Genomic DNA, 26,602 nt, shown 5'->3' with positions numbered 1-26,602 from the left:
GTCACCAAGCAAACGCTTGACTGGGGCGTGTCGCTGCCTCTCGCCTTCTTCTCCTTCGTCCGTCTCGACGACCGCTCACAGCACGCCGAGTACAACCGCTGGCATCAGCTCGACCACCGGCCCGAGAACCTCGCCCTGCCCGGCGTCGCAGGGGGAGACCGGTGGGAAGTGCGACCGACGGGTGATGGTCTGGCCACAGGGTCACTCGCCGGCGCTGTGGACTTCGTCGCCATGTACTGGTTCCGCGACCCGGTCGACGAGTCCGTCGCCGCGTGGGATGCGCTCGGGGAGGCCTCGTTCCAGTGGGGTCGCGGGCCGCTGCTCCCGGGCATCCAGCGCCCCCTGCTCGCGTTCTTCCGTCCGGTGAAGGGCTATGCCGCCCCGCGCGCTCTGGTGTCGCCCGACGTGCTGCCCTACCGCCCGAACCGCGGACTGCACCTCACCGCCACCCGCTTCGCCGAGCCGCATGGCCACAAGGCCCACGAGGCGCATCGGCGAGAGGACCGCGAACTCATCCCGGCCCTGCTCGACGTGGACGGCGTCGCCGGCGCCTGGACCTTCTCGTACAGCCACCCGCAGCGGCACTCCTCCCTGCCGTTCGACGAGAGCCCGGCCGATGAGCCGGGGTCCCTGCGCCTCCGCCTGCTCTATCTGGAGGACGATCCCGACCTCGTGACCCCGGCTCTGCGCGCCGTGGAAGAGCGGTTCCCCGGGGCGGGCGAGGTCGTGCTGTCGACCCCGGTGCACACGATCATCCCGTGGCAGGACTGGTGAGCGCCGATCTCGAACGGCGGCTGCGGGCGCTCGAGGACCGCGCAGAGATCGCCGAGCTGATCGCGCGGTACGGGCCCGCCGTGGACAGCGCGGACGCCGCCGAGGTCTCGGCGCTCTGGGCGGCGGATGGCACCTACCGCTTTGACGACACGGTTCTGGACGCGGACGGTATCCGGACCCTGGTCGACCTGCCGTCGCACCGCGAGTATCTGCGCCGCGGCTGCGCGCACGTACTCTCCGCCCCTCGGATCGAGATCGACGGGGACACAGCGGTGGCCGTGACGCACTCCGTGGTGCTGCTGCGCGACGGCGACCACTGGGAAGCGGAGCGGGTCAGCGCCAACCGGTGGGAACTGGTGCGCACGACGAACGGATGGCGCGTGCGGGAGCGCCGCAATCACCTGCTCGACGGGGATGCGGTCGCCAGAGAGCTGCTCGCTCCCTGAGTGCTCGGGCTCCGGCTCAGCCCTCGAAGCGCGAGAGCGGGGTCTCACCCGCGGCGGCGAGCCGGGCGAGCGTCCGCGCGCGCGGACCGAGGGCGCTGCCGAACCGCACGTCCCATCCCTCGTGGCTGTCGTCGCCGAGCGCCGCGCGCGCGTGATGCGGCCAGTTGGGGTCGTCGAGCGCCTCCCGGCCGAGCAGCACGAGATCGGCGTCGCCGTGGTCGAGCAGTCGATCGGCCTGCACGGGGTCCACGATCAGGCCCACCGTCGCGGTCGGCACCCCGGCCTCGTCGCGGATGCGGCGGGAGAAGTCGGCGTGGAAGGCGAAGCCGCGACGGACCCTGGTGTCCGTCGAGCGGTCGGTGGTGATGCCCCCGGACGAGGTGTCGATGAGGTCCACGCCCTCCGCGGCGAGGGCGCGCGCGATGCCGACCGTGTCGTCGATCCCCAGTCCGTCCGCGGCGCCGTCGACCGCGGACAGCCGGAACGACAGCGGGATGCCGTCGCCGATCGCCGACCGCACGGCGGCGACCACCTCGCGCGGGTAGCGGAGCCGGTTCTGCGGACTGCCGCCGTACGCGTCGGTGCGACGGTTCGACACGGGGGAGAGGAACGAGTGCAGCAGGTAGCCGTGGGCGCCGTGCAGCTCGACGAAGCGGAACCCCGCGGCGACCGCCCGCACCGCGGCGTCGTGCCAGTCCTGCACGGAGCGGGCGATGTCGGCCGCGGTGACCGCCGCGGGCACGGCGTGGCCCGGTCCTGCCGCCAGGGCGCTCGGGGCGTCGAGGGGCCAGGGGCCGTGGCCGACCGCGGCGTCGGTCTCGTCCAGGGGTGCACCGGCCCGCCACGGCTCGCGCACCGCTGCCCGCCGCCCCGCGTGGCCCAGCTGCACCCCGGGAACGGCGCCCGCGGCACCCACGACCTCGGCGACCCGACCCCACCCCGGCACCTGCTCGTCGCTCCACAGCCCCGCGTCGAACGGCGAGATGCGGCCCCGCGGATGCACGGCCGTCGCCTCGGCGATCACGAGCCCCGCACCACCCAGGGCGAAGCGTCCGAGATGCGCGACGTGGAAGTCGGTCACGAAGCCCTCACGGGACGCGTACATGCACATGGGGGAGATGCCGATGCGGTTGGGCAGCGTCACGGAGCGCAGGGTCAGTGGCGAGTACAGGGTCATGGCGACTCCGGGAGACGGGGGAGGCGGAGGACGGTGGCGAGCACGGCGGTCACGGCACCGCACAGCGCTGCGGCGCCGAAGCACAGCAGAAGCGCCTGCTCGGACAGGAAGGACGGATCGGCGGCCGAGGGCAGGGCGGTGATCGCGAACGCGAAGAGAGCGGCGACGACCGCGCCGGACAGCGTGCGGATGACCGAGTTCACACCGTTCGCGGTGGCGACCTCGTCTGGAGGGACCGAGGCGGTGATGAGCGACGGCATCGCCGCGAACGCGAACGCCACCCCCGCGCCGACCAGTGCCGAGCCGAGCAGGACGGGCAGGGCCGCGCCGTGGAACAGCATCCGCAGCAGGAACGCCGCGGCCATGAGCGACGACCCCAGCAGCAGTGCGCGCTGCCCGCCGAAGCGACTGATCACACGGGCGGCGAGGGGCGCGAGGGCGATCATCGTCACGGCGGACGGCAGCAGGAAGAGCCCGGCGGCGGCGGTCGTGGTGGCCAGGCCGTAGCCGGTCGCGGCGGGTGCCAGGGCCTCCTGGGTGGTGAGCAGGTGGTTGGCGTACATGCCGGCCGTCGCGAAGAACGAGGCCACGTTGATCGGCAGGATCGGCGCGCGCAGGCTCGTGCGCACGTCGATCAGCGGTGCCGGGTGCCGTCGCTCCCACAGCAGCCAGGCGAGCAGTGCCGCGGCCGCGAGTGCCGCGAGTCCGAGCGTCGGCATGCTGGCCCATCCCCAGTACTGACCCCGCGAGATGGCGAGCAGCAGAGCCGTGAGCCCGAGCGCGAGCAGCACGGCCCCGATGCCGTCGAATCCCCGCACGGGCCGCGTGGGGGCTTCATCGATGCGCAGCCGGATGAGCACGCAGAACACGGCGCCCACGATGGCGGAGCACCAGAACACGGCCGGCAGTCCGCCCCACGCGAGCAGCGGCCCGGCGAGCACGAGGCCCAGCGCGGAGCCCATGCCGAGCGTGCCGCTCATGAGGGCGATGCCGAGCACGGCGCGGCGGCGGGAGACGAGGGCGCTCAGGAGGGCGATGCCGATCGGCACCACGGCGGTGCCGAAGCCCTGGAGCGCTCGGCCGATGAGCACCGCGAGGAATCCGGGCACGACGGCCGCGATGACCGATCCGGCGACGAGCAGCGCCATGGCCACGAGCAGCATCCGCCGGCGGCCGTGCAGGTCGGCGAGCCGCGTCACCACCGGTGTGCCGACCACCCCGGTGAGCAGGGTGACCGTGATGAGCCAGGACGCATCGGCGGCCGTGGTGCCGAGCAGGGCGGGCATGAGCGGCAGGATGGGCACGATGAGCGTGAACTGCAGGGAGGTCAGCATGCCGCATGCGGCGAGCAGTGCGACCACTGCGCGCTCGTGGCGCTCTCGTCCCGACTCCACTGTCACCGTCCCGCTCGCGGGACCGCGTCCCAGGCGTCAGGCTAGCCGGATCTCGTGAAATGAACAAGCGATTGCTAGGGTGGTGTCATGAACGCGGTAGCGGACGACGTGGTCCCCGTCGACGAGGCGGAGCGGACGGCGTGGGATCGCGGTGAACTGCGCCCGCCCGCCGAGATCGCCCCCGGCCTGTGGTGCATCCCGGTCGAGATCCCCGAGGGCACGCTGCCCGGCACGCTCGCCTACGCCGTGCTCGGCGGCGACGGCGTGCACCTGATCGATCCGGGGTGGGACACCCCGGGCAACCTGTCCCGCATCGAGGATGCGTTCGCCGCCGCCGGCCGCGCGCTGTCCGAGCTCGCGACGGTCGTCGTGACCCACCACCACCCCGACCACCTCGGGCTCGCCGCACGGCTCCGCGACCGCACGGGAGCCCGCATCGCGATGTCGTCCGCCGAGCGACGGGTGCTGGGTGTCGTGGTCGATCCCGCGGCCACCGACCCCGCGGCCTACCGCCATACGGTCGAGCGCTGGGGCGTCCCCCGCGATCGCCACGCCGAGCTCCTGGCGTCGTTCACGCGTCCGTCCCTCACCGGCGACGTGGAGCCCGACGTGCTGCTCGCCCACGGCGACGTGCTCGACCTCGGCGGGCGGCGCCTCGAGGTCGTCGCGACCCCGGGGCACACGGGCGGTCACGTCTGCCTCGCCGACCGAGAGGCGCGACTGCTGTTCACGGGCGATCACGTGCTGCCGCGCATCTACTCGGGTGTCGGCATCGGCGTGCTGCCGGGCGATGAGCCCCTGGGTGACCTGCTCGACTCGCTCGACCGCCTGGCGCCGTTCGACGCCTTCACGGTGCTGCCCGGCCACGAGTTCCGGTTCACCGGGCTGAGGGAACGGCGGGCTCGGATCGCGGCCCACCATCTGCGTCGCACGGCCGAGGTGGCAGCGCTGGTCGACGAGCTCGGCGACAGCCCGGTGTGGGAGTACGCGCAGCGCCTCACGTGGACCGCGGGATGGCAGGGGCTCGACGGATTCTGGCTGCACTCCGCGCTGCGGCAGACCGAGATGCACCGCGAGCTCGTACGCAGCGGCCGGGCCCGCGCGTGGCTCAGCCCCGGCTGATCACGCGTCGCCGCAGCAGCCAGCGGTCGCCGTCGCGCACGAACTCGTCGGCGTACACCCCCATCGCCGCGAGCACCGGCGCCCCGTCGGTGCCGCGGTAGTAGCGGAAGTAGGCGCGCGACCGCGCCCGGTCGCCGTCCACCTCGACCGCGATGCTCGACACGTCGTGCCGCGTGTGGGTGCCCGGGCCCTGGATGCCGGCCGCACGGCGCTCGTGCACGCCCGCGAGCAGCGCCGCCCTCCCGGAGATCGTCTGCACGTCCATCGGCAGGTCGGTCGCGTCGGTGAGGTCCCAGACCGCGTCCGGAGTGAAGCACCGCACGTACTCCGCGGGGTCTCCCGCGTCGGCCAGGTGGGCGATGCGGGCGAGCAGCATCGCGATCTCCTGACGGTCGCCGATCGTGCGCAGGTCGACGTTCATGCGGCACCCCCTCCCGCCCAGCGCTCCAGGTGCGCGCGCAGGTCGGCGGGGATGCGCACGGGCTCCTGCGCGGGGGAGACCGTCACGACCGTGTTCTCGGCGCGCGCGACCGGCACGTCGTCGTCGAGTCGGGTCATGCGGAACGCGAAGCGGAACGACGAGGCGCCGATGCGTCCCAGACGCAGGTCGATGCGCACCTCGTCGAACAGGCGGGCTGCGGCCAGGTACTCGCACGTCGTGGCGCGTGACACCGTCCACCACCCGAAGCGCTCGACCAGCGTGTCCTGCCGTAGCCCCTGCAGATAGAGGAACTCCGACTGCAGCGCCTCCATCTTCGGGAACCAGGCGGCGTAGTAGAGGATCCCCGCGGGGTCGGTGTCCGCGTAGCTGAGGCGGGTCGTGTGGGAGTGCAGCACCGGGCGCTCGGGCTCCGCGCTCACTGGGTGACCGTCCAGCCCCCGTCGACCGGGAGGAAGGCGCCGTTGACGTAGCCCGCGAGCGGCGAGAGCAGGAACAGTGTGGCCCAGGCGATGTCGTCGGGCGTGGCCATGCGCTTCAGCGGAATGCGCGTGAGGACACGCTGTCCGGTCTCGCTGCTCGCGAACCCGGCGAGCCGCGGGGTGTCGGTCATCCCGGGCGCCACGCCGTTGGAGCGGAACTCGTGGGCGCGGTGGGCGGCGAGGTGGCGGACGTAGCCCATGATGGCGGCCTTCGCGGCGGAGTACCACGCGCTGTCGGTGCCCACGAGGTTGCCGGCGACCGAGGTGGTGGCGACCATCGCGGCGCCGGTGCCGGGACCGGCCGCCGCCCAGGCGTCGGTCACACGGCGCACGCTGCCCACGCAGATCTCCAGGGCACGGTCGAAGGGGAGTGTGGAAGCAGACGCGGGGCCGGCGTTGTTGTGCAGGTAGCGCACCGGGCCGAGGGTGGCGGCGGCGTCGGCGAAACCCGCGGACACGGCGGCATCGTCCGACACGTCGGCCACCCAGGTGTGCACCGCGGGGGCGACCGCGCGCACCTGCGTCGCGGTCTCCTCGAGTCCCTCGGGGTTCAGATCCCACAGGCTCAGGGCCAGCCCGAGCTCGGCGGCGCGCACGGCGGTCGCCCGGCCGATGCCGCTGCCCGCGCCGGTGATGAGCACCGCGTCTCCCGTGGTGAATCCGAGGTCGATGGCACTCATCCCGCGCTCCTTTGCCCAAGCATTTGCTTGTTTGACTCTAGCGGCGAGGTCGTCCGAAGGCCAGCCCGACTCCGCGATCAGCGCGACGACAGCACGAAACCGCGGAACCCGGCGGCGGCGACCTCCTCGCACCGGTCGATGTAGGCCTTGAAGCCGCCGATGTACGGCAGGAAGCCGCGAGCCTTCCCCGCGATGTTGGCGCCGGTGTACCACGAGGGTGCGGAGCCGAACAGCGTGCGGTCGGCGAGCTCGAGGGAGTGCGCCGTCCACGCCTCCGCCGCATCCGCGCGCGCCTCGATCGACGTGAACCCGCGGTCACGGCAGTGCGCGATCATCCGCAGCGCCAGGTCGCCCTGCTGCTCCGACGTCAGCGCCATGTTCGACAGCACGCTGGGGCTGCCCGGGCCGTTCAGCACCAGCAGGTTCGGGTACCCGGGCAGTCCGATACCGAGGTAGGTGGAGGGAAAGCCGCTCCAGTCCTCGCGCAGCGAGCGGCCCTCGCGGCCCCGGATGTCGATCGCCGTCAGGGCCCCGGTCATGGCGTCGAAGCCCGTGGCGTACACGATCACGTCGTGCTCGCGGTGCCGGGCGGCCGTGCGGATGCCGGTGGGGGTGACCTCGGCGAGAGGCTCCGTGCGCAGATCCACGAGCGTCACGTGCGGGGCGTTGAACGTCTCGTAGTAGCCCGAGTCCGTGCAGATGCGCTTGGTGCCCACGGGGTGATCGCGCGGGGTCAGCGTCGCGCGCACCTCGGGATCATGCACCCGCTCGGCGAGCTTCTCCTCGAAGAACAACCGCGCGGCGTCGTTGATCACCGGGTCGACCGTGAGGCCCTGAAACGCCTTCGCGAACAGCACGCCGCCGCGGGTCCAGCTCTCCTCGAACACCGCCCGCCGCTCCTCCTCGCCGGTCTCCGCGAAGGGCACGGGATGACTCGTCCACGGCGAGCCCGCGGCACCGTTCCACGACAGCTCGCGCCGTCGCGGTAGGGCCCGCTGCTGCTGTGCGCACTCCTCGTCGTCGATCGGACGGTTGAACGCGGGCACGCTGTAGTTGGCGCTGCGCTGATACACCGTGAGCTCGGACGCCTGCTCCGCGAGCAGCGGGATGGCCTGCACACCGGACGACCCCGTGCCGATCACGGCCACGCGCCGCCCCCGCAGGTCGACCGGGCCCTCGGGCCAGGCGGAGGTCTGCAGCACGGTGCCGGCGAAGGTGTCGCGCCCGGGGAGATCGGGCAGCTGCGGCTTCGAGAGCCCGCCCGTCGCCATCACCAGCCACCGCGCGGTCGCCGTCAGCCCGGTCTCCGTGCGCACCTCCCAGTGCTGCAGCCCCTCGTCCCAGGTCGCGGCGGACAGGCGCTGCCCGAACCGGTAGTGGCGGCGCACGTCGAAGCGGTCGGCCACGTGGTTCAGGTAGCGCAGGATCTCGGGCTGTGTCGCATAGCGCTCGGTCCATCGCCATTCGCGCTGCAGCTCGTCGTCGAACGAGAACGAGTAGTCGATGCTCTCCACGTCGCACCGCGCACCGGGGTAGCGGTTCCAGTACCAGGTGCCTCCCACGTCGTCGCCGGCCTCCAGCCCGAGCACGTCGAGCCCGGCCCGTTCGGCGTGGATCGTGGTGTACAGCCCGGCGAGGCCGGCGCCGACGACGAGGAGGTCGTGCTGGGTGGTCATGTCTGCTCCTTCGCAGGGGTGGGGGTGAGCGCGCGCACGTCGCTCCAGAGGAGGGCCGCGGCGGACGCGGCGGGGCCGTAGCCGGGGATCGTGAGGAATCCGTGGAACTGGTCGGGATGGTGTCGCTCGACCACGGGCACCCCGGCGGCGCGGAGACGCCGGGCGTACAGCGCCCCCTCGTCGCACAGCGGGTCGAGCCCGGCGGTCACGACGACGGCGGGCGGCAGATCGCCCAGGTCGTCGACCGCGAGCGGCGTGACGTCGGGGTGGACCCGGTCGGCGGTGTCACCGAGGAAGGTGCGCCAGTAGTGGGCGAGCAGCTCGGCGGTCACGAAGTACCCCGCGGCTCGCGTGCGATGGCTCTCCGTGGCCATGGCCGGGTCCAGGAACGGGTACAGCAGCACCTGGCCGACGACGGGGCTGTGGCCGCAGTCGCGGAGGGCGATCGCGGCGCCGGCGGCGATGTTGCCCCCCGAGCTGTCCCCTGCGAGGAGCAGCCCGTGCGGCGCGAGGCCCGCCGCGATCGCCCAGTCCGCGGCGGCCACGAGGTCGTCCCGGGCGGCGCCGGGTCCCGCCTCCGGCGCGAGCCGGTAGTCGACCGACACGACGATCGACTCCGTCTCCCGCGCCCAGCGTCGGCAGAAGCCGTCGTGTCCGGCGATCGAGCCGTGCAGAAAGCCGCCGCCGTGCGCGTACACGGTGGCGGGCGCGCCATCGCGGATCGTCGCGGGGCGGTACACGCGGATCGGGATCGGGTGCGTGCCGCGCGCGACCACCGCGTCCTCCGCGTCGGCGTCGTCGAGGTTCGCGGCGGGGCGGATGCGCGCATCCACGGCGGCGCGTCCCGCCAGCGGGTCCATCGTCCAGATCGGCGGGAACGTCGCGTTGAGCAGGTCCAGCATCCGGGTCGTCTCGTCCACCTGATCTCCTTCGATCGGCGTCGGTATGACTGTTAGTCATAGTACGATCAGGAATATCTCACTCAACGACGAGGAGGTCAAGTGACCGATCACGAGAACACCCCGCAGCTGCCGGAGCTGCCCGCCACGAGCTGGGCCGTCCTGGGCATCCTGTCGTTCGACACCGAGCTGTCGGGCTACGACGTCAAGCAGTGGGCCGACCAGAGCCTCGCGTTCTTCTACTGGGCTCCGTCGCAGAGCCAGATCTACACCGAGCTGCGCCGGCTGGAGGACCTCGGCCTCGCGGTCTCCCGGGTGGAGCAGACGCACGCCGCGAAGAGCCGGCGCCTGTACGCGATCACCCCGCTCGGACGCGACCACATGCGGCGCTGGACCGACGACGTGCCGCCCGAGCCGGTGGTGCTCAAGCACCCGCAGATCCTGCGCCTGTGGGCCGCGCACAACGGCGATCTCGACCGCCTGCGCGCCGCGCTCACCGCCTACCGCGACGAGGCACTGCGGACCGCTGAGGACGCGGGGGCGCACGCCAGGGGAGCCGAGCGCGAAGAGGCGTGGCGGTTCTCCGGGGTCGCCCTGGAGTGGGCGGAGCGGTTCAACCGCGACGAGGCCGCCCGCATCGACTGGCTGCTCGAGCGCCTGCAGGGCATGCGATGACGCCGGGCCGCGCGTGACCGTCCCCGGGGCTCAGAGCCCGAAGCCCCCGTCGACGTCGAGCTTCTGCCCCGTGATGAACCCGGCCGCGGGCGACGCGAGGAAAGAGACCGCCGCGGCGATGTCGTCCGCGGTGCCGAAGCGGCGCATCGGGATGTTGGCCATGGCCACGTCGAGCGCCCGCTGGTCGAGGTCGCCCGAGGCCATGAGGCGGGCCGACATGCCGTCCCACAGCATCCCGGGGCCCACGGCGTTCACGCGCACGCCGAAGCGGCCCTCCTCCGCGGCGAGCCCGCGCGCCAGTGCTTCCACCCCGCCCTTCGGGGCCACCGAGAGCCCGTCGCGGACGGGGTATCGGCGGGTGCCGGCGCTGGTCACGACCGTGAGCGAGCCGGACGCCTGGCGCAGGGCGGGCAGGAATGCCGAAGCGATCGTGAAGAAGCCCACGAGGTCGTCGTCCACCTGGCGGGCGAACTGCGCTACGGGGACCTTCGACAGGTGCACCATCGGCACGTGGGGACCGGCGGCGTGCACCACCGTGTGGATCGCACCGTGGCGCGCCACGAGGTCGTCCGCGAGGGCGCGGGCGGCCTCCTCGTCGCGCACGTCCAGGCGGTGCAGCTCGATGTCGGCACCCAGGGCCGTGCGCACCTCGGGGGCGGGCACGGAGCGGTGGGTGACGACCACGCGCATGCCCGCCGCGGCCAGGCTGCGCGCAATCGCCGAGCCGATCCCTCCGGTGCCTCCCGTCACCACGGCGACGCCGTCGAGGGGGGAGGGCTGGCGGGCGTCGATGCTCTGCTGAGTGTCCATGAGCGGCGAATCTAACAGCAGTTCCGTCATCAACCAAGCAATTGACCGGTTGGGCATTGTCCGGGTGATCCGAGTGTGATTTACTAAGCAAGCGTTTGGTCGCTCTAACTCAACGATGAGAGAGGTTCGGAAATGCGATTCAAGAGGCTCGCGGCAGTCGCCGCAGGGATCGTGGTGTCGTCCATGGCGCTCGCCGGCTGCTCCGGCGGCGATGCGGACGCCGACAACAGCGGCGGCGGGGACGCCGGGGGCGATCCGATCAAGATCGTGGTGCTGGGCGGCATGGGCGCGGAGGGCATCCTGGCGGACAACGCCACCACCGCCGTCACGGCAGCCCTCGCCTCCGTCGACGCCGTCAACGACATGGGCGGCATCCTCGACCGCGAGGTCGAGATCACGCATCTGGAGGACAACGCCGACCCGACCGTCGCCGTCACCAAGCTGCGCGAGTACATCGCCACCGAGGGCAAGCCCGCCCTCGTGATGAACTCCGGCCCTTCCACCATCACCGAGGCGATGCTGCCGATCCTCACGCAGAACCAGATCGTGTCGTTCAACATCGGCCCGACCACCGGCTCCGGCGACCCCTCGGTCAACCCCTACAGCTTCGACCTCAGCGCGTCCGTGCCCGACTACCTCGGCTCGTTCGTCGCCGAGATGGAGGATCGCGGCTACGAGGACGTGGCCATCCTGCACGGCTCCAGCGCCTACGGCGAGCTGTTCGGACAGCTCGGTGAGACCACCTTCGCCGACGCGGGCTTCACCGTCACCGGCAACGAGGGCTTCGACAACGCCGCGCTCGACATGACCCCGCAGCTGTCGGCGCTCCAGCAGGGCGACCCCGACGTGCTCGTTCTCGACGCCTACGGCGCCCCGCTCGGCTACGTGCTGCAGAGCCTCGAGAAGCTCGGCTGGGACGTGCCGGTGATGGGCAACTCCTCCGTCGCCGCGACCGGTCTGATCGCCACGCCCGCCCCCGACGGCGTGCTCGGCACCGATCAGGTGAAGAACCTCACCATGCAGGTGTACTCCAGCACCCAGTACAACCCCGACGACACCAAGGTCAACGACGCCGTGGAGCGCATGCTCGCTGCGGGCGACATCAAGTCGTCGCTGATCCTCGCGTACAACTACGACTCGGCGCTGCTGTTCAAGGCCGCCGCGGAGAAGGCCGGTGGCATCGACGACCCCGACGCCCTGGTCGAGGCGCTCATCGACCCCGAGGTGCAGAAGGCGGCCGAGACGGCGATCCTCGCCAACTACGCGTTCGAGAAGGACGCGCACAGCCCGCACGTGAGCCCGGACCAGTTCGCGTTCATCCCCCCCGGCGAGCTCGTCAACGGTCAGTTCCAGCCCTGACCCGGCCGGCGAGCGACCACGGCCGGCGGCTCGGATCCCCCGCGGATCCGAGCCGTCGGCACACGGAGCCCGCCGCCTCGAAGCCACAATGATGGAAGGACCCGACCGCAATGACCATCATCTGGTCCGGCCTCGCGCTCGGTGCGATCTACGCACTGGTGGCGATCGGCTACAACATCGTCTTCCTCTCCCAGAAGACCTTCAACTTCGCCCAGGCGGCGCTCATGATGCTCGGTGCGTTCCTCGCGTACGTCGGCATCGTCGTCTGGGGTCTGCCCTGGTGGCTCGTCGCGATCGGCGCGGCCGTGATCGTCGGCGGGATCGCCGCGCTGGAGGAGCGCGTCGCCATCCGACCGGTGAAAGACCCGCACAACCTGCTCGTCACCACGCTCGGCGCGTCGATCATCATGGAAGGCGTCGCACAGGTGATCTGGGGCGGTGAGCCCAAGCGTGTCCCCTTCTTCATGGGCGACCAGGTGCTCGAGTTCCTCGGCGGCCGCGTGTACCCCGTCGAGATCGCCCTGATCGTGCTCGTGATCGTGCTCGTGGTGGTGCTCACCCAGTTCGCGAAGCGGAGCATGACCGGCATCGCCCTGCTCGGCATGAGCGAGAACCGGGAGGCGGCCCAGCTGCGCGGCGTGAACGTGCGGCGCTTCGCCCTGCTGGCCTTCATCTTCACGGGGGTGCTCGCCGGGTTCCTCGGCGTCTTCGTCGGGCCCAAGACCTACGCGGTCGCGACCCTCGGCGCCTCGCTCGCGCTCAAGGGCTTCGTGGTGCTCGCCATCGGCGGCTTCGGGTCGCTGGGCGGCGTGCTGGTCGGGGGGCTGATCGTCGGACTCGCCGAGGCCCTCGCCACGCGCTACATCGGCGCGGACTACGCGGGGCTGACGGTGTTCTTCATCCTGATCGTGATCCTGATGGTCAAACCGACGGGGCTCTTCACCCGTCGCGTGGAACGGACGGTGTGACCATGGCCGCTCTCTGGCTGAAACTGCGTGCCGTCCCCGGGTGGCTCTGGCCGCTCGCCATCGGCGCGGTGCTGCTCGTGCTGCCCTTCCTGGGGCTCAACTACGGCGCGACCCGGCAGATCGAGCTCACGCTCATCCTCGCCCTCATCGTGCTCGGCCTGAACCTCTCGCTCGGCTACGCCGGCGAGCTCGCGATGGGTCAGGTCGCCATGTACGCCGCCGGTGCCTACGCGGCGGGTCTCGCCAACAAGGCCGGCGTGACCGACATCTGGCTGCAACTGCTGATCGGCGGAGGGGCCGCCCTGATCGTCGGCCTGATCTCCGGCATCCCCGGGCTCCGGCTCGGCAGCTGGTCGCTCGCGATGACCTCGTTCTTCCTGATCCTGATCGTCCCCGACGTGCTGTCGATCTTCAAGGAGGAGACCGGCGGTCGCAACGGCCTGGCCGGCATCATGCCCGCGACCTCCTTCGGGCAGATGATCGACGGGCGGACGTACTACGTGCTGATCGTCGCGATCGCGATCGTCGTGTTCGCCCTCATCCGCAACCTCGTCGTGTCCGACCACGGCACCGCCCTGCGCGTGCTCAAGCAGAGCCCCGTGCTGGCGTCGTCCATGGGCATCTCGGTCTTCCGCGCCAAGCTCACCGCGTACGCGATCGGCGCGGTGCCGGCCGGCATCGCGGGCGTGCTGTTCGCCAACCTCGACCTGTTCATCTCGCCGGAGGCGTTCGCGTTCTCCTTCGCGATGACGGTGCTCGCGGCGTCGATCTTCGGCGGATCCGCAAGCATCTACGGGGCGCTCATCGGCGCGGCCGTGCTGCAGTTCGGCATGAACCAGTCGACGAACTTCAGCAAGTTCGGCCTCATCATCTCCGGTGCGTTCCTGCTCATCGGAGGGGTCGCATTCACCGGCGGTCTCTCCGGGCTCGTGCGCAGCCTCGTGCGCAAGGCCGACATCGCTGCGAAGCGCAGGGTCGGCATCGAGCCCGTGCCCGCAGCCCCGGCCGACGTCGAGAGGCTCGACGGCGCCCTGCTGCGCACCGACGGTGTCTCGAAGGCGTTCGGTGGCAACCAGGCACTCTCGAAGGTCTCGATCGAGGCGGCGCCGGGCGCGGTCACCGCGATCATCGGGCCCAACGGCTCCGGCAAGACCACGCTGCTGAACATGATCTCGGGGTTCTACCGCACCGACGCCGGCACGATCGAGCTCGACGGGCGGCCCATCCAGGGGCTCTCGTCGTATCGGGTCGCGCGGGCCGGAGTGTCGCGCACGTTCCAGACCCCCAACATCCCCGAGAAGCTCACCGTGTTCGAAGCCGTGCAGGCCGGGTGCTACGCGACCGAGCGCGCCAGCGTGTTCGCGTCGGTGCTGCGCCTGCCGTCGTTCTGGCGGGCGCGTCGGGAGAACCGCGCGGCGGCCGAACGTGCCCTGGCACTGGTCGGGCTGAGCGCGCAGCGCGACGAGCCGGCCGACTCCCTCCCGCTCGGCAACCGCCGCCTGCTGGAGGTCGCCCGCAGCCTCGCGGCCTCGCCCCAGGTCGTGCTGCTCGACGAGGTCGCCTCCGGCCTCGACGAGGACGAGCTGGAGGTGCTGGAGAGCCTGGTGCGCCGGCTGCGCGACGCCGGGATGACCGTGATTCTCGTGGAGCACAACTTCCAGCTGGTGCTGCGTCTCGCCGACGACATCTACGTGCTCGCCCAGGGCGCGGTCATGGCGCACGGCACCCCGGAGCAGATCGAGAGCAACCCGCGCGTGATGGAGGAGTACCTCGGCGTCACGGCGGAGACCAACGCGGCGGGAGGCGGCGACCATGAGTGACGTGCTGCTGGAGGTGTCGGCGCTGCAGACCGGCTACGGCGACCTGACCGTGGTGCGCGACGTGTCGCTCACGGTGCGGTCGGGAGAGATCACGGTGCTGCTCGGTCGCAACGGCGCCGGCAAGACCACCACGCTGCGTGCCATCACCGGATTGAACCGGGTCACGGGCGGGTCCGTCTCCTACCTGGGGGCGCCCCTCGCCGACGCGCCGCACAAGCGGGTCGCGCGCGGGATCTCCTACGTGCAGGAGGGCAAGAAGGTCTTCCGTGAGCTGACGATCGAGCAGAACCTGATCCTCGGCGGCTTCTCGCGACGCCTCGGCAAGCGCGGCCTCGCCTCCTCGGTCGACGAGATCTACCAGCTGTTCCCGATCCTCGGCAGCAAGCGGGCCCTCCCGGCTGCGAGCATGTCGGGCGGACAGCAGCAGATGCTCGCGATCGGGCAGGCGCTCATGGCGAAGCCGAAACTGCTGATCCTCGATGAGCCGAGCCAGGGCCTGGCCCCCGTGATCGTCAAGGAGGTCATGGAGCGGGTGCACGAGCTGAAGGCGACCGGCATCGGCATCCTCCTCGTCGAACAGGCGGTGCAGGAGTCCGTCGCGATCGCCGACGAGGTGGCCGTGATCGAGATGGGCCGCACGACGCTCGCGGGCGCCGCGGCCGACGTGTCCCTGGAGGATCTGCAGCGGGCGTACTTCGGCGCGGTCGCGTGACGGCAGGCGGTCCCGGGGGTGTCCGCCGCTAGTCTGGGCGGGTGGATGACGGTGCGGGGATCGAGCAGTACTGGCGCGACGCGAGGGCGGCGCTGCCGCACCTTCCCGAAGCGGTGCCGGAGGCATGGGCGTTCGGTGCCACCCCGGCGCACGCCGACGAGCTGCTCGCGCTGGTGCTCGCCGGTGTGAAGGTCGGCACCGCGTCGTCGCTGTGGGACTACGAGGCGACCGGCGACCCGCTGCCCGAGGTGGGTGAGCTCAGCATCATCCTCGACGGACGCGGGGAGCCGCGCGCCGTGATCGAGACGACCGCGCTCGAGGTCGTGCCGTTCGACCGGGTCGATGCCGTGCACGCCTTCGCCGAGGGGGAGGGTGACCGCACGCTGGAGCACTGGCGCGAGGTGCACGAGCGCTACTGGCGCACCCACTCCGAGAGCCCGCGCGGCTACGCCCCGGACATGCCCGTGCTCTGCGAGCGGTTCCGGCTCGTCCTCCCCGTCTGACCGGGGCCGCGCCTGACCGTGACCTCGCCCGACCTCCGCTCGGATCAGTCCGGCAGCACGGCCGCGGGCGGATAGCCGAGCACCGTTGTCTGTTCGCGTCCGAACGCCGTGGTGACGCGGTGGGCGATGCGCCAGCGACCGTCCACCCGGCGATACGCCACGTCGTAGTACCCGCGCATCGCCACGCGGGGTGCGCCCGGGTCCGCAGGGTGGTCGCCGTGGAACTCGAGGTGCACGCGGGCGGTCGCCCGGTCGCCGTCGAACCGCAGCTGCGGCAGGTGCAGGAAGTGGATGCCCGAGAACGGGGCGTCGCGGCAGAACGCCTCCAGCGCAACACGACCCTGTACGAACGTGACGGGCGGCGCGTCGCCTACGGGCCGGGACTGGTACACCCCGTCGTCCGTGAAGAGCGCGCTCCACACGGCGCCGTCGCGTTCGTCGAACGAGCGCGCGTACGTCGCCTCCAGGTCGATGAGCTCCAGGCGGTCCTCCAGCAGCCGCAGCCGCCGTTCGATGTCCGCGGTCATGTCATCCTCCTCGCGCTCTCGGCTGTCGTCCGCACCCGCTCCCGGAACGCGGTGGAGGGGTCGTCCGGTCCTCGCCGTCCGCGTGGGCCGTCGCCCTCGGGATCGCGCAGGCGCCCGGCGTCGGACCGGGTCCAGTCGCGCACCGCGAGGCGCTCGACGATCCGCCAGCCGTCCGGGTCGCGGCGCAGGTGGTCGAGGTAGCGGAAGCCGCTCGTGAAGTTGCGGGTCTCGTCGTCGGCCGGGGATCCCCAGTGCACAGCGGTGCCGGAGGTCTCCGCGTACGCGTGGTCGCCGAGCAGCTCGACCGTGTGGTTGGCGGTGAGGTGCGCAGTGCCGTCGAAGACCGCGGTCCGTTCGCGCAACCAGGCCACGTAGGCGTCGGCGTCACCGGAGAAACCGGTGTGGTGGTCGACGCCGTCCGTGGCATACACCGCACGCACCGCGCCCCAATCCGCCCGGTCGACCCCAGCACAGTAGCGGAGCACGAGGGCGTGGATCTCCTGACGATCGACCAGCTCCGCGAGGTTCATGCTCGATCCGGCAGGTTGGTCCAGCCGCGGCCCTCCGCGCGGCCGTACCAGCCGGAGGCGGCGAGCGTGCCGCCGTCGACCGGAATGGTGTGTCCGGTCACGAAGGCGGCGTCGTCGGAGGCGAGGAACGCCACCACGCCCGCGAAGTCCTCCGGTCGACCGAAGCGCCCGGCAGGGAGCCAGGAGCGCAGCAGAGCGGGGTCGCGTCCGGCGAGCATCAGCTCGGCCGGTGTCTGAGGGGTGTCGGCGAGGTCGGGGGCGATCGCGTTGACGCGGATGCCGGAGGGGCCGAGCTCGACCGCCAGGCTCTTGGTGAAGGCGGACACGCCGGCGTTGTAGGCGGAGTACACCGCGTTGCCGGGGATGCCGCGGAAGGCCTCCACGGTGGACACGTTCACGATGCTGCCGCGGCCGGCCGCGATCATTCCGGGCAGCAGGGCGTGCGTCACCGCGAACACGTGCCAGAGGTTCAGCTCGTGCAACCGCTGCCACTGCTCCGGTGGGCTCTTGGCGAAGAATGACTTCGCGGGGCGGAAGTCGCCGACGTTGTTGACGAGCACCTCCGCATGACCGTGCTGCTCCTGAACGTGGGCCGCCAGGCGGGCGACCGCGTCGTCCCGGGTGATGTCGCCGACGAGCGCGGTGCAGCTCCCGCCGTCTTCCTCGATCTCCGACGCTGTCGCCTCAGCGGCGTCGGCGTCGATGTCGACCAGCACCACGTGGTCGCCCTCAGCGGCGAAGCGGCGGCTGATGCCGCCACCGATGCCGAGCGCACCGCCGGTGACGACGATCGTGCGCGGAGAGCGGGGAGGTACGTCTTCGTGACCCATGCAACAAACCTAGCATTTGGTTGGTAGCATGGACAGGCCGTCGCACCGGAGCGCGGTACGGAGGAGTGCGCAGTGAGTCTGGTCATCGATTTCGCGGGGAAGGTCGTCGCGGTCACCGGCGGCGGTCGCGGTGTCGGCCGGGGCGTGGTCGACGCGTTCCTGGACGCCGGGGCCGAGGTCGAGTTCTGCGGGCGCTCCGAGCCCGACGGGGTTCCCGAGCGCGACGGGCGCCGCGCTTCCTTCCGCCCCGTCGACGTGCGCGACGCGGCGCAGAACGAGGCGTGGATCCGCGACGTGGCCGAGCGCCACGGACGGCTCGACGTACTCGTCAACAACGTCGGCGGCTCCCCCTTCGGCCGGTTCGAGGCGGGCTCGCCCCGCTACTTCCAGGCGATCACCGAGATCAACTTCCTCTCGGCCGCCGTCGCCACGCGCGCCGCGTTCGAGCCTCTGCGCGCAGCGAAGGGCAGTGTCGTCAACATCACCTCGATCAGTGCGCGCCGTCCGAGTCCGGGCACCGCCGTCTACGGGGCGGCCAAGGCGGCACTGGAGAGCCTGACCCGCAGCCTCGCCGTCGAGTGGGCCCCCGAGATCCGCGTCAACGCGGTCAGCAGCGGGCTCGTGCACACCGAGAGCGCCGCCGATCACTACGGCACGCCCGAGCAATACGCCGAGATCGCGCGCACCATCCCGCGCGGACGTCTCGCCGACCCCGCCGAACTCGGGGCCGTGTGCGTCGTGCTCGCCTCCCCCCTCTCCGCGCACCTCACCGGTGCCGTGATCCCGGTCGACGGCGGCGGCGAATGGCCGGCCTTCCTCGCCCACACCCCGAACGCCGACATCGTGCGGCAGGCCGACCGCCTGCCCGACTCTGGAGGAACCCCCTCATGACCGAAGCCGTCATCGTCTCCGCCGTGCGCTCGCCCATCGGCCGCGCGTTCAAGGGCAGCCTGAAGGACATGCGCGGCGACGACCTCGCGACGCAGATGGTGCGCGCCGCCGTGGAAGCCGTGCCGGGACTCGACCCCGCCGAGATCGACGACCTGATGATGGGGTGTGCGCAGCCGGCCGGTCAGCAGGGGTACAACATCGGCCGCATGGTCGCGCTGCAGCTCGGGTGGGACGGCGTGCCCGGCACCACCGTCAACCGCTACTGCGCGTCCTCGCTGCAGACCACTCGCATGGCCTTCCACGCGATCAAGGCGGGCGAGGGCGACGTGTTCGTGTCGGCCGGGGTCGAGGCGGTGTCGCAGTTCGGGTCCGGCAAGGCCGACGGCATGCCCGACACCAAGAACCCGCGGTGGGCCGACGCCGCTGCCCGCACCGCGCGGGACGCGCAGGACCCGGAGTTCGTGTGGTCCGACCCGCGCGCGCGCGGCGAGCTCGCCGACATCTACATCGCGATGGGCGAGACCGCCGAGAACGTGGCCACGTTCCGCGGCGTCTCCCGGCGCGAGCAGGACGAGTGGGCCGTGCTCAGCCAGAACCGTGCCGAGGCCGCGGCCGCCCGCGGCTTCTGGCAGAAGGACATCACTCCCGTGCGTCTGACCGACGGCACGCTGGTCTCGGCCGACGACGGCCCCCGCGCGGGGGTGACCCTGGACGGCATCAGCGGGATGCAGCCCGTGTTCCGCCCGCACGGCACCGTGACGGCCGCGAACTGCTGCGCGCTGAACGATGGGGCGGCGGCGCTCGTGGTCATGAGCGACACCCGAGCCGCCGAGCTGGGGCTGACCCCGCTCGCCCGCATCGTGTCGACCGGGGTGTCGGCGCTGTCGGCCGAGATCATGGGGCTCGGTCCCGTGCAGGCCGTCGAGCGGGCGCTCGCCCACGCCCGCATGAGCATCGGCGACATCGACCTCCTGGAGATCAACGAGGCGTTCGCGGCCCAGGTCGTGCCGTCCATCGCGGACATCGGCATCGATCCGGAGCGCGTGAACGTCAACGGCGGCGCGATCGCCCTCGGCCACCCCTACGGCATGACGGGTGCGCGCATCACGACCACGGCGATCAACGCGCTGCGGGAGCGAGACGAGCAGTTCGCGGTCGAGACCATGTGCACCGCCGGTGGCCAGGGCATGGCGATGGTGCTCGAGCGCCTGAGCTGACGCCCCGGATCCCGGTCAGGCCTCTTCGGCCTGGAACACGAGGCTGTGATCCTCGCTGCCGCCGTCGCGCAGCAGCGTGAGGGTGAGCGTGGTGGGCCACGCCGCGGCGACCGGGAATCCCTGCACCCCCGCCGCGATGGTGGCGGACGAGCCGGGCGGGACCGTCGTCGAGCCCGTGGTGGGCCCGGTCATCCAGTCCAGCTCGGGTGACACCGCGACCGACCACGTCACGGTGATCGGCGTCGTCCCAGGGTTGCCGACCACCGCTCCCGGCCAGGTGAAGGTCGCGCGGTCGATGGTGACGGGCAGCATCTGCACCGCCGGGCGCGCGGTGGACGCCGCCGCCAGTGGCGCCGCGCAGGTCACCGCCACCACCGGTACCGTCCACACCGCCGCCCGCATCGCCGTGCGTCGCGTGATCCCCGCCGATCGGTCGTGTCCCCGCATCCCCGTCCTTCCCCGTGGCCGACCTCGAAGGCTACCGGCCGGGGGTCGCGCGGGCCAATCGACCGCGGCGGGTCAGGCGCGGTCGCGGAGCTCGGACTTGAGGATCTTGCCGGTGGCGTTGCGGGGGAAGTCCTCCACGAGCACGAACTCGCGCGGCACTTTGAAGTTCGCCAGGTGCCGGCGGCAGAAGGTCTCGAGTTCGGCGGCGTCGGGGCGCGGTTCCGCGTTGTGCAGCAGCAGCACGTAGGCGCGGCCGACGGTGCCGAGCCGGTCGTCGTCCACACCGATCACGGCCGACTCGTTCACCGCCGGGTGCTTGCGCAGCGCGTTCTCGACCTCGGCGGGGTACACGTTGAAGCCGCCGACGATGAACATGTCCTTCAGGCGGTCGGTGATCTTGAGGCAGCCGTGCTCGTCGAGACGGCCGACGTCGCCGGTGTGGAACCAGCCGTCCGCGTCGAGCACGGCGTCGGTCGCGGCCGGGTCCTCGAAGTAGCCGAGCATCACATTGGGGCCGCGCAGCAGGATCTCGCCGTCCACGTCGACCCCCGCGTCGTTCCCCTCCTCGTCCACGACCCGGATCTCCACGCCCTCGACCGCGGGTCCGGTGGTCTGGGCCGTGTGCTCCAGCGACTCGCCGGGGCGGGAGAGGGTGGCGACGACGCACTCGGTGAGGCCGTACGCCTGGGCCACGGTCTCGAAGCCGAGCACGTTCACCATGTCGTGGAAGAGCGTCGCGGGGGCGGCCGTGGCCCCGGCGATCGCGAACCGCAGCGACGACAGGTCGTACTCGCTGAGGCGGGGGTGGTCGAGCAGCGATGTGAAGATGGTGGGCACGCCGGGCAGCACGCTGATGCGGGCGGACTGCACGAGGTCGAGCAGGCGGTCGGCGTCGAACACGGCCAGGGGGTAGATCGTGGTGCCGGCCATGAGCGACGTGATCATGCCCGCCTTGTAGCCGAAGCCGTGGAAGAAGGGGTTCACGACGGCGTAGCGGTCCTCCGGCGTGAGGCGGGCTCCGAGGCCCCAGGCGCGCGCGACCGACAGGGTCTGCCGGTGCGCGCTGAGCACGCCCTTGGGCACGCCCGTGGTGCCCGAGGTGAACAGCACGTCCATGATGTCGTCCGGACCGACCGCCGCGGCAGCTTCGGCCACCCGTGACGGTGCCACGGCTCCACCGCCGGCGAGGAAGGCGTCCCACGACAGCAGCCCGCCGGCACCGTCGCCGTCCAGGCAGACCACTGTGCGGAGGTGCGGGAGCCCGGGGAACACGGGTCCGTCCCCGCCGCGCTCGGCCGCTGCATCGCGCAGCATCTCGCTGTAGGACTTGCCGAGGAAGCCGTCCGCCAGCACGAGCGCGGTGGCGCGGGAGCGGGCGAGGATCTCGGCGGCTTCGTGACCCGTGAAGCGGGTGTTCAACGGCACGACCGCGATCCCGACCAGCTGGGCGCCGAGCATCGCGAGGATGAACTCGTACCGGTTGGGCGCCCAGAGACCGATGCGGTCGCCGGGCGCCACGCCCTGCGCCACGTAGGCGCGGGCGACGTCCTCCACGCGGTCCCGCAGCTCGGCGTAGCCGATCGTCACGTCGCCGTCGACGATGGCGGGGTGATCGCCGAGCGCCGCCATCTCCGTGAGGAGGGCGGGGACCGTGGTGGCTTCCGAGACTGTCATGGACGTCCTTTCCCAGATCATGCGTACACTCCGAAGGGATGTTTCGGGAAACCGCTCGCATGCGGCACACTTGAGCAAGCGCTTGTGAGATTTTCTGTGAAGGAGCAGCAATGGCAACGACCAAAAGCGGAGGCCGCCAGGAGCAGAGCTCCGAGCGGCGCGATCAGATCCTCTCGATCGCCGCGCGCCTGATCGCCAAGCGCGGGTACTCCGCGACCACGGTCCGCGACATCGCCGACGAGGCTGGCATCCTCTCCGGAAGCCTCTACCATCACTTCTCCTCCAAGGAGGCGATCCTCCAGGAGATCCTGGGCAGCTTCATGACCGGGCTGCTCGATCGGTTCGAGGAGATCGTGGCCGAGGGCGGCAGCCCCCGCGACATCCTCGACAAGCTCATCGCGCACGCCTTCACGACGATCGAGAGCCAGCCCGACGCGGTCGGCCTCTACCAGAACGAGCTGTCGTTCCTCGGCCGCCAGCCCGGCTTCGAGTTCCTGCGCGAGAACAGCGAGCGCATCGAGGAGCTGTGGCTGTCGCAGATCCGTGAAGGGCAGAAGGTCGGCGTGTTCCGCGACTCCATCGACGCGCCCATCGCCTACCGCTTCATCCGCGACGCCGTGTGGTCCACGGTCGCGTGGTACCGGCCCGGCCGCGGGCACACTGCCGCCAGCCTGACCGACAACTTCCTCGACCTGCTGCACAAGGGCCTCCTCTCCGACTGAGCGGAGCCCGCGTCAGTCTGCGACCTCGCGGCTGCGGGTGCCGCGCGGGTCGAGCACGTCGCGGATCAGCCGCAGCTCCTCCGCGTCGGGCGTGCGCGTGAGGGGTGCGGCGCTCGCATCCAGCGCGAAGCCGGTGCTGTCCGCCACGAGCTGCGGGTCGACGCCGGGGTGCACCGAGAGCACCGTCACGATGCCGTCCGCGTCGAAGCCGAGCACGGCGAGGTTGGTGACGATCACGCCGAGGCGGTGGTGCTCCAGCCCGGCTTCGGCCGCACGGTCGGTGCCGACACCCGACACCATGTCCACCGACTCCACGAACACGCGGGGGCTGTGCCGGGCCACCCAGTAGTCCACACGGTGGTTGGCCGTGTTGCCCGGAGCCCCGCGCACGCCGATCAGCTGCTTGGTGGGGCGGTCCCAGTCGCCGATGAGCGAGATGTTCTGGTTGCCGTGCCGGTCGATCTGGCTGGCGCCCATCATGCTCTGGCGTCGGCCGGTCGCGAGGATGTCGAAGATGCGGCGGAACGGCGCCCACCCCTCGATCGTCGGTGCGGGGGCTGCGGTGTCGCCGGGCATCGGCGGACCGCTGAGGAAGAAGGCCTCGCCGTCGCTGAGCACCAGGTCGGGCGCCGTGGTGAGCTTGGCCAGACGGGCGCCGAGGGACGGGATGATCCCGACGGCGTGGGCGAGCACCTCGCCGGAGTCGCGGTAGGTGTCGGCGCAGGCCGCGACGCAGACCTCGGCGGTGGTGGCGACGGTCGCGGGCGTGGGGGCGACGGTGGTCATGACTCTCCTCGGTCGGCGTGGAAGCGGGCGACGGCGGCGTGGTACCCCGCCTCGTCGGTGTGCAGGTACGTGCGCGCGAACTCCGCCCACGCGTCGGGGTCCTTGGCGGATGCGGCGTAGTGCTTCTGGAACGCCTCGTCGCGGTCGTAGTCGGGCGCGCACGTGGTGAAGTGCGCCCCGCGTGGTGCCTCGACCACGGCGGAGGCGTAGAGGCGGCTGAACAGCAGCGTGTGGAACGAGCCCTCGTCGAGCAGTGCGGCGGTCGGCACGACCTTCTCGGCCGAGACGATCGTGCGCTGCGCGGCCATCGCGAACAGGTCGTCGAAGTACGGGTCGGGGCCGAGGTACTGCGCGTTGCCCTGCGGGTCGGCGCGGTTCACGTGCACGAGGGCGACATCGAGGGGGAGCGCCGGCATCGCGACGTACTCGGCGTCGGAGTAGGGGGAGCGGACGGTGCGCAGCCGAGGGTTCGCCGGGAGCACGTCGGAGCCGAGGCCCGCGCGGATCGGGAGGAAGTCGAGGCGGGCGTTCGCGGCACGCAGCCCCGCGACGAACATCCCCTCGTCGTACTCCTCGACCTCGATCGCCCCGCGCTCGCGCGCCCGCGTGAACAGCGGATCGAGCGGGATGCTGTCGAGCGACACGAAGCCGTAGACGAGGCGACGGATGCGCCCGGCCTCGGCAAGCAACCCCACGTCGGGGCCGCCGAAGGCCACCACGGTGAGGTCGGTGATGTCGCGGCGCAGGATCTCGCGCACCAGGGCCATGGGCTTGCGCCGCGACCCCCACCCGCCGATGCCGACCGTCATCCCGCTCTCGAGGGTGCCGATCGCCTCCTCGATGCTGACCTGCTTGTCCGCCATTCCCGCTCCTTCGCGCGACCGACGCTAAACCTAGCGCTTGTTTGGGAATCACAGTAGCATGCCCGGGAGGGCGAGCAGCGAGGGAGCTGGATGATGCCGGAGCAGGCGCAGGATCGACCCGCCGACCACGTCGTGGTCACCGGGGGAGCGAGCGGGATCGGCGACGCGGTGGTGCGGCTGCTCCGCGAGCGCGGACTCACCGTGACGGTGTTCGACCTGAGCCCGAGCGCCCACGACGACGTGAGCTCCGAGGCGGTCGACCTGCGTGACGAGGCGGCGGTCGAGGCCGCGATGGAACGCGCCTGGCAACGCGCGCCCGTGGGCGGCGTGGTCGTGTGCCACGGAATCCGTGGGGCGTACATGCCCGCGCTGGAGATCGGCCTCGACCGGCTGCGGCTGCTGTACGACGTGCACGTCGTCGGGGCGCTCGCCGTGTCGCGGGCCCTCGTGCGGCGTCTCGATGGAGAACCAGGGTCGATCGTGATGGTGTCGTCGACCACGGCCTATCGCGGCTGGGCGAACCAGGCCGACTACGGTCCGGCGAAGGCGGCGGAGCGGCAGCTGATGGAGAACCTCGCGGTCGAGTGGGCGCCGCTCGGCGTGCGCGTGAACGCGGTCGCCCCCGGCCACACGCTCACCCCGATGGTGCAGGAGCTGGTGGCCGGCGGCTACGACCTCGCCGCGGTCGAGCGCCGCACGCCGCGCGGCCGTCTCGCCGATCCCGAGGAGATCGCCGCCGCGATCATCTGGCTGCTGCGCGATGCCACGCACGTGATCGGCCAGTGCCTGCCGGTGGATGGTGGCTGGACGGTCGTGGGCCGATGATGCCGCAGCGCGCGCTCGGCGACCTGCGGGTCTCGGCGCTCGGGATGGGCGCGATGACGCTCACGCAGACCCCGGAGTCGGATGTCGAGCGGGGCGTCCGCGCCGTGCACGCCGCGGTCGATGCCGGCATCACGCTGTTCGACACCGCCGACTCGTACGGACCGTCGAGCGAGATGGGCGTGAACGAGCGCGCCCTCGCCGCGGCCCTGCGCCGGTACCCCGACGCGAGGGACCGCGTGGTCGTCGCCACGAAGGGCGGCCACACGCGCGGGCCCGCCGCGACGTGGTGGGTGGACGGCACGCCCGCGCATCTCGCCGCCGCCGCGCGTGCCTCGGCGCGGCGTCTCGGACTCGACGCGCTCCCGCTCTACCAGCACCACCGGCCCGACGTGCGCGTGCCCTATGCGGACTCGATGGGGGCCCTGCGGCAGCTGGTGGACGACGGGGTCGTGGTGCGGGTCGGGGTGTCGAACGTCGACGTTGCGCAGCTCGACCTCGCCCGGGGCGTCCTCGGCGACGCGCTCGTGAGCGTGCAGAACGAGTACAGCTTCCTGGAGCGGTCGAGCGAGCCCGTGCTGCGGCGCTGCGAGGAGCACGGCCTGGCGTTCCTCGCGTGGGGTCCGCTCGGCGGCATGCGCCAGGCGAAGGCGCTCGGCGGGGCGGCGGCGCCCGTGGCCGAGGTGGCGGCGCGCTCCGGCGTCAGCCCGCAGCGCGTGGTGCTGGCGTGGCTGCTCGCACGATCGCCCGTGCTGATCCCGATCCCCGGTGCGAGCCGGCCGGAGAGCGTGCGGGATTCCGTCGCGGCGGTCGAGCTGACGCTGGACCCCGCCGACCTGCGGCTGCTCGACGGCGCCGGTCAGGCGGTGCCGGGATGAGGCTCCTGCAGCAGCTCGACCCGCACGTCGTCGGGCCCGAGCACGTACACGTAGCGGAAGCCGTCGAGCGGTCCGGCCGTCGCGGTCATGACCGCCGAGAGCGGGTGGTGGCCGAGCTCCGCCAGCCGCGCGAGGCTCTGCGCGATGTCGGGCACCGTGATCGCGGGGTGGGCAGCGCCGATGTGGCCGTTGTGCGGGTCGATGCGCGCAGCGTCGACCCCGCGGTACTCCGCGAGCTCCAGGAAGACGCCGTCGTCGAGCCGCACGAACGTGAGCAGGATCTCGGCACCGGGGCGTCCGGTCGCGGCCTCGACCGCGGGGCCGCTCTTGACCAGGGGGCCGGTCACCGTGCCGCCCGTCGCGGCGGCGTAGAACGCGGCGGCCGCCGCCGTGTCGCTCACGGTGATGCCCATGTGGTGCAGGCGCGGCATGCCGTCTCCCATCTCTCAAGCAAACGTTTGTTCGATCACTATCGCGGA

30 protein-coding genes are annotated in these 26,602 nt (G+C 71.8%); 14 read left to right on the top strand and 16 right to left on the bottom strand.

Translation table 11 applies throughout. From position 1 onward, the window contains the following. Window positions 1–27: 27 nt before the first annotated feature. Window positions 28–774: a hypothetical protein gene (locus ACWH95_RS02780; RefSeq protein ID WP_136034426.1), complete on the top strand. Its 747-nt coding sequence runs from the start codon at window positions 28–30 to the stop codon at window positions 772–774. Next, the gene (locus tag ACWH95_RS02775; protein ID WP_136034428.1) at window positions 759–1,220 is read left to right on the top strand and encodes a nuclear transport factor 2 family protein; all 462 of its coding nucleotides are present in this window, start codon (window positions 759–761) and stop codon (window positions 1,218–1,220) included. The genes ACWH95_RS02780 and ACWH95_RS02775 overlap by 16 nt, the downstream gene beginning before the upstream one ends. Window positions 1,221–1,236: 16 nt before the next feature. On the opposite strand, the gene ACWH95_RS02770 is transcribed toward ACWH95_RS02775, so the two are convergent. Both ACWH95_RS02770 and ACWH95_RS02765 read right to left on the bottom strand, forming a co-directional pair. Next, window positions 1,237–2,397, bottom strand: a complete 1,161-nt coding sequence (locus ACWH95_RS02770; protein ID WP_454120122.1) for an NADH:flavin oxidoreductase/NADH oxidase — start codon at window positions 2,395–2,397, stop codon at window positions 1,237–1,239. Continuing rightward, a complete protein-coding gene (locus ACWH95_RS02765; RefSeq protein ID WP_454120121.1) occupies window positions 2,394–3,758 on the bottom strand; it encodes an MFS transporter in 1,365 nt (454 codons plus the stop codon). The genes ACWH95_RS02770 and ACWH95_RS02765 overlap by 4 nt, the downstream gene beginning before the upstream one ends. 120 nt (window positions 3,759–3,878) lie before the next feature. On the opposite strand from ACWH95_RS02765, the gene ACWH95_RS02760 reads away from it, so the two are divergent. Further along, window positions 3,879–4,913, top strand: a complete 1,035-nt coding sequence (locus ACWH95_RS02760) for an MBL fold metallo-hydrolase (protein ID WP_454120120.1) — start codon at window positions 3,879–3,881, stop codon at window positions 4,911–4,913. Here ACWH95_RS02760 and ACWH95_RS02755 read toward each other — a convergent pair. From ACWH95_RS02755 to ACWH95_RS02735, 5 genes are all read right to left on the bottom strand, one after another. After that, entirely contained in the window at window positions 4,900–5,334 is a 435-nt protein-coding gene (locus ACWH95_RS02755; RefSeq protein WP_136045339.1) for a nuclear transport factor 2 family protein, read from the bottom strand. The genes ACWH95_RS02760 and ACWH95_RS02755 overlap by 14 nt on opposite strands. Beyond that, window positions 5,331–5,774 (bottom strand): acyl-CoA thioesterase, encoded by a 444-nt coding sequence (locus ACWH95_RS02750; RefSeq protein WP_168387243.1) that lies wholly within the window; start codon window positions 5,772–5,774, stop codon window positions 5,331–5,333. The genes ACWH95_RS02755 and ACWH95_RS02750 overlap by 4 nt, the downstream gene beginning before the upstream one ends. Beyond that, window positions 5,771–6,514 carry an SDR family NAD(P)-dependent oxidoreductase gene (locus ACWH95_RS02745; RefSeq protein ID WP_454120119.1) on the bottom strand — a complete coding sequence of 248 codons (744 nt, stop codon included), beginning with the start codon at window positions 6,512–6,514 and terminating at the stop codon, window positions 5,771–5,773. The genes ACWH95_RS02750 and ACWH95_RS02745 overlap by 4 nt, the downstream gene beginning before the upstream one ends. Before the next feature lie 77 nt (window positions 6,515–6,591). After that, entirely contained in the window at window positions 6,592–8,190 is a 1,599-nt protein-coding gene (locus ACWH95_RS02740) for a flavin-containing monooxygenase (RefSeq protein WP_454120118.1), read from the bottom strand. Further along, entirely contained in the window at window positions 8,187–9,110 is a 924-nt protein-coding gene (locus ACWH95_RS02735; protein WP_136034055.1) for an alpha/beta hydrolase, read from the bottom strand. Before ACWH95_RS02735 ends, ACWH95_RS02740 begins: the two co-directional genes overlap by 4 nt. Window positions 9,111–9,191: 81 nt before the next feature. Here ACWH95_RS02735 and ACWH95_RS02730 point away from each other — a divergent pair, with 81 nt between their 5' ends. Next, the gene (locus ACWH95_RS02730; protein WP_136034057.1) at window positions 9,192–9,764 is read left to right on the top strand and encodes a PadR family transcriptional regulator; all 573 of its coding nucleotides are present in this window, start codon (window positions 9,192–9,194) and stop codon (window positions 9,762–9,764) included. Window positions 9,765–9,794: 30 nt separating this feature from the next. Here the strand turns inward: ACWH95_RS02730 and ACWH95_RS02725 are convergent, their stop codons facing one another. Continuing rightward, entirely contained in the window at window positions 9,795–10,574 is a 780-nt protein-coding gene (locus ACWH95_RS02725; RefSeq protein ID WP_136034058.1) for an SDR family NAD(P)-dependent oxidoreductase, read from the bottom strand. Window positions 10,575–10,706: 132 nt separating this feature from the next. On the opposite strand from ACWH95_RS02725, the gene ACWH95_RS02720 reads away from it, so the two are divergent. The 5 genes from ACWH95_RS02720 (at window position 10,707) to ACWH95_RS02700 (ending at window position 15,936) form a co-directional block, all read left to right on the top strand. Then, window positions 10,707–11,933, top strand: coding sequence for an ABC transporter substrate-binding protein (locus ACWH95_RS02720; RefSeq protein ID WP_136034060.1), 1,227 nt, complete (start codon window positions 10,707–10,709; stop codon window positions 11,931–11,933). A 110-nt stretch (window positions 11,934–12,043) separates the two neighbouring features. Beyond that, window positions 12,044–12,901 (top strand): branched-chain amino acid ABC transporter permease, encoded by an 858-nt coding sequence (locus ACWH95_RS02715; protein ID WP_136034062.1) that lies wholly within the window; start codon window positions 12,044–12,046, stop codon window positions 12,899–12,901. Window positions 12,902–12,903: 2 nt separating this feature from the next. After that, window positions 12,904–14,721, top strand: coding sequence for a branched-chain amino acid ABC transporter ATP-binding protein/permease (locus tag ACWH95_RS02710; RefSeq protein ID WP_136034064.1), 1,818 nt, complete (start codon window positions 12,904–12,906; stop codon window positions 14,719–14,721). Beyond that, window positions 14,714–15,433 (top strand): ABC transporter ATP-binding protein, encoded by a 720-nt coding sequence (locus ACWH95_RS02705; RefSeq protein ID WP_136034066.1) that lies wholly within the window; start codon window positions 14,714–14,716, stop codon window positions 15,431–15,433. The genes ACWH95_RS02710 and ACWH95_RS02705 overlap by 8 nt, the downstream gene beginning before the upstream one ends. 41 nt (window positions 15,434–15,474) lie before the next feature. After that, entirely contained in the window at window positions 15,475–15,936 is a 462-nt protein-coding gene (locus tag ACWH95_RS02700; RefSeq protein ID WP_136034068.1) for an ASCH domain-containing protein, read from the top strand. 44 nt (window positions 15,937–15,980) lie between these two features. Here the strand turns inward: ACWH95_RS02700 and ACWH95_RS02695 are convergent, their stop codons facing one another. The 3 genes from ACWH95_RS02695 to ACWH95_RS02685 are packed head-to-tail and all read right to left on the bottom strand — an operon-like array spanning window position 15,981 to window position 17,823. Next, window positions 15,981–16,463: a nuclear transport factor 2 family protein gene (locus tag ACWH95_RS02695; protein WP_136034070.1), complete on the bottom strand. Its 483-nt coding sequence runs from the start codon at window positions 16,461–16,463 to the stop codon at window positions 15,981–15,983. Further along, the gene (locus ACWH95_RS02690) at window positions 16,460–16,993 is read right to left on the bottom strand and encodes a nuclear transport factor 2 family protein (protein WP_136034072.1); all 534 of its coding nucleotides are present in this window, start codon (window positions 16,991–16,993) and stop codon (window positions 16,460–16,462) included. Before ACWH95_RS02690 ends, ACWH95_RS02695 begins: the two co-directional genes overlap by 4 nt. Beyond that, window positions 16,990–17,823, bottom strand: coding sequence for an SDR family NAD(P)-dependent oxidoreductase (locus tag ACWH95_RS02685; protein ID WP_454120117.1), 834 nt, complete (start codon window positions 17,821–17,823; stop codon window positions 16,990–16,992). The genes ACWH95_RS02690 and ACWH95_RS02685 overlap by 4 nt, the downstream gene beginning before the upstream one ends. A 72-nt stretch (window positions 17,824–17,895) precedes the next feature. On the opposite strand from ACWH95_RS02685, the gene ACWH95_RS02680 reads away from it, so the two are divergent. Beyond that, window positions 17,896–18,714 (top strand): SDR family oxidoreductase, encoded by an 819-nt coding sequence (locus ACWH95_RS02680; protein ID WP_136034077.1) that lies wholly within the window; start codon window positions 17,896–17,898, stop codon window positions 18,712–18,714. Then, entirely contained in the window at window positions 18,711–19,931 is a 1,221-nt protein-coding gene (locus ACWH95_RS02675; RefSeq protein ID WP_136034079.1) for an acetyl-CoA C-acetyltransferase, read from the top strand. Before ACWH95_RS02680 ends, ACWH95_RS02675 begins: the two co-directional genes overlap by 4 nt. A 15-nt stretch (window positions 19,932–19,946) precedes the next feature. Here the strand turns inward: ACWH95_RS02675 and ACWH95_RS02670 are convergent, their stop codons facing one another. Next, entirely contained in the window at window positions 19,947–20,378 is a 432-nt protein-coding gene (locus tag ACWH95_RS02670) for a hypothetical protein (RefSeq protein ID WP_136034081.1), read from the bottom strand. A gap of 72 nt (window positions 20,379–20,450) precedes the next feature. Continuing rightward, the gene (locus tag ACWH95_RS02665) at window positions 20,451–22,052 is read right to left on the bottom strand and encodes an AMP-binding protein (RefSeq protein ID WP_136034083.1); all 1,602 of its coding nucleotides are present in this window, start codon (window positions 22,050–22,052) and stop codon (window positions 20,451–20,453) included. A 110-nt stretch (window positions 22,053–22,162) separates the two neighbouring features. On the opposite strand from ACWH95_RS02665, the gene ACWH95_RS02660 reads away from it, so the two are divergent. Then, window positions 22,163–22,774, top strand: a complete 612-nt coding sequence (locus tag ACWH95_RS02660) for a TetR/AcrR family transcriptional regulator (RefSeq protein WP_136034085.1) — start codon at window positions 22,163–22,165, stop codon at window positions 22,772–22,774. Between the two features lie 12 nt (window positions 22,775–22,786). On the opposite strand, the gene ACWH95_RS02655 is transcribed toward ACWH95_RS02660, so the two are convergent. Both ACWH95_RS02655 and ACWH95_RS02650 read right to left on the bottom strand, forming a co-directional pair. Further along, entirely contained in the window at window positions 22,787–23,560 is a 774-nt protein-coding gene (locus ACWH95_RS02655) for a CoA-transferase subunit beta (RefSeq protein ID WP_136034087.1), read from the bottom strand. Beyond that, a complete protein-coding gene (locus ACWH95_RS02650) occupies window positions 23,557–24,423 on the bottom strand; it encodes a CoA transferase subunit A (protein WP_136034088.1) in 867 nt (288 codons plus the stop codon). The genes ACWH95_RS02655 and ACWH95_RS02650 overlap by 4 nt, the downstream gene beginning before the upstream one ends. A gap of 90 nt (window positions 24,424–24,513) precedes the next feature. On the opposite strand from ACWH95_RS02650, the gene ACWH95_RS02645 reads away from it, so the two are divergent. After that, window positions 24,514–25,248, top strand: a complete 735-nt coding sequence (locus ACWH95_RS02645) for an SDR family NAD(P)-dependent oxidoreductase (protein WP_205812726.1) — start codon at window positions 24,514–24,516, stop codon at window positions 25,246–25,248. Further along, window positions 25,245–26,123 (top strand): aldo/keto reductase, encoded by an 879-nt coding sequence (locus ACWH95_RS02640; RefSeq protein ID WP_454120116.1) that lies wholly within the window; start codon window positions 25,245–25,247, stop codon window positions 26,121–26,123. Before ACWH95_RS02645 ends, ACWH95_RS02640 begins: the two co-directional genes overlap by 4 nt. On the opposite strand, the gene ACWH95_RS02635 is transcribed toward ACWH95_RS02640, so the two are convergent. Further along, window positions 26,105–26,554, bottom strand: a complete 450-nt coding sequence (locus ACWH95_RS02635; RefSeq protein ID WP_168442885.1) for a VOC family protein — start codon at window positions 26,552–26,554, stop codon at window positions 26,105–26,107. The two genes, ACWH95_RS02640 and ACWH95_RS02635, sit on opposite strands and share 19 nt — an antisense overlap. Window positions 26,555–26,602: the final 48 nt, after the last annotated feature.

It is taken from the genome of Microbacterium sp. NPDC055502 (assembly GCF_053643635.1).
Note: the sequence above shows the minus strand (reverse complement) of the source record. Positions and strands in the feature narration are given on the sequence as shown.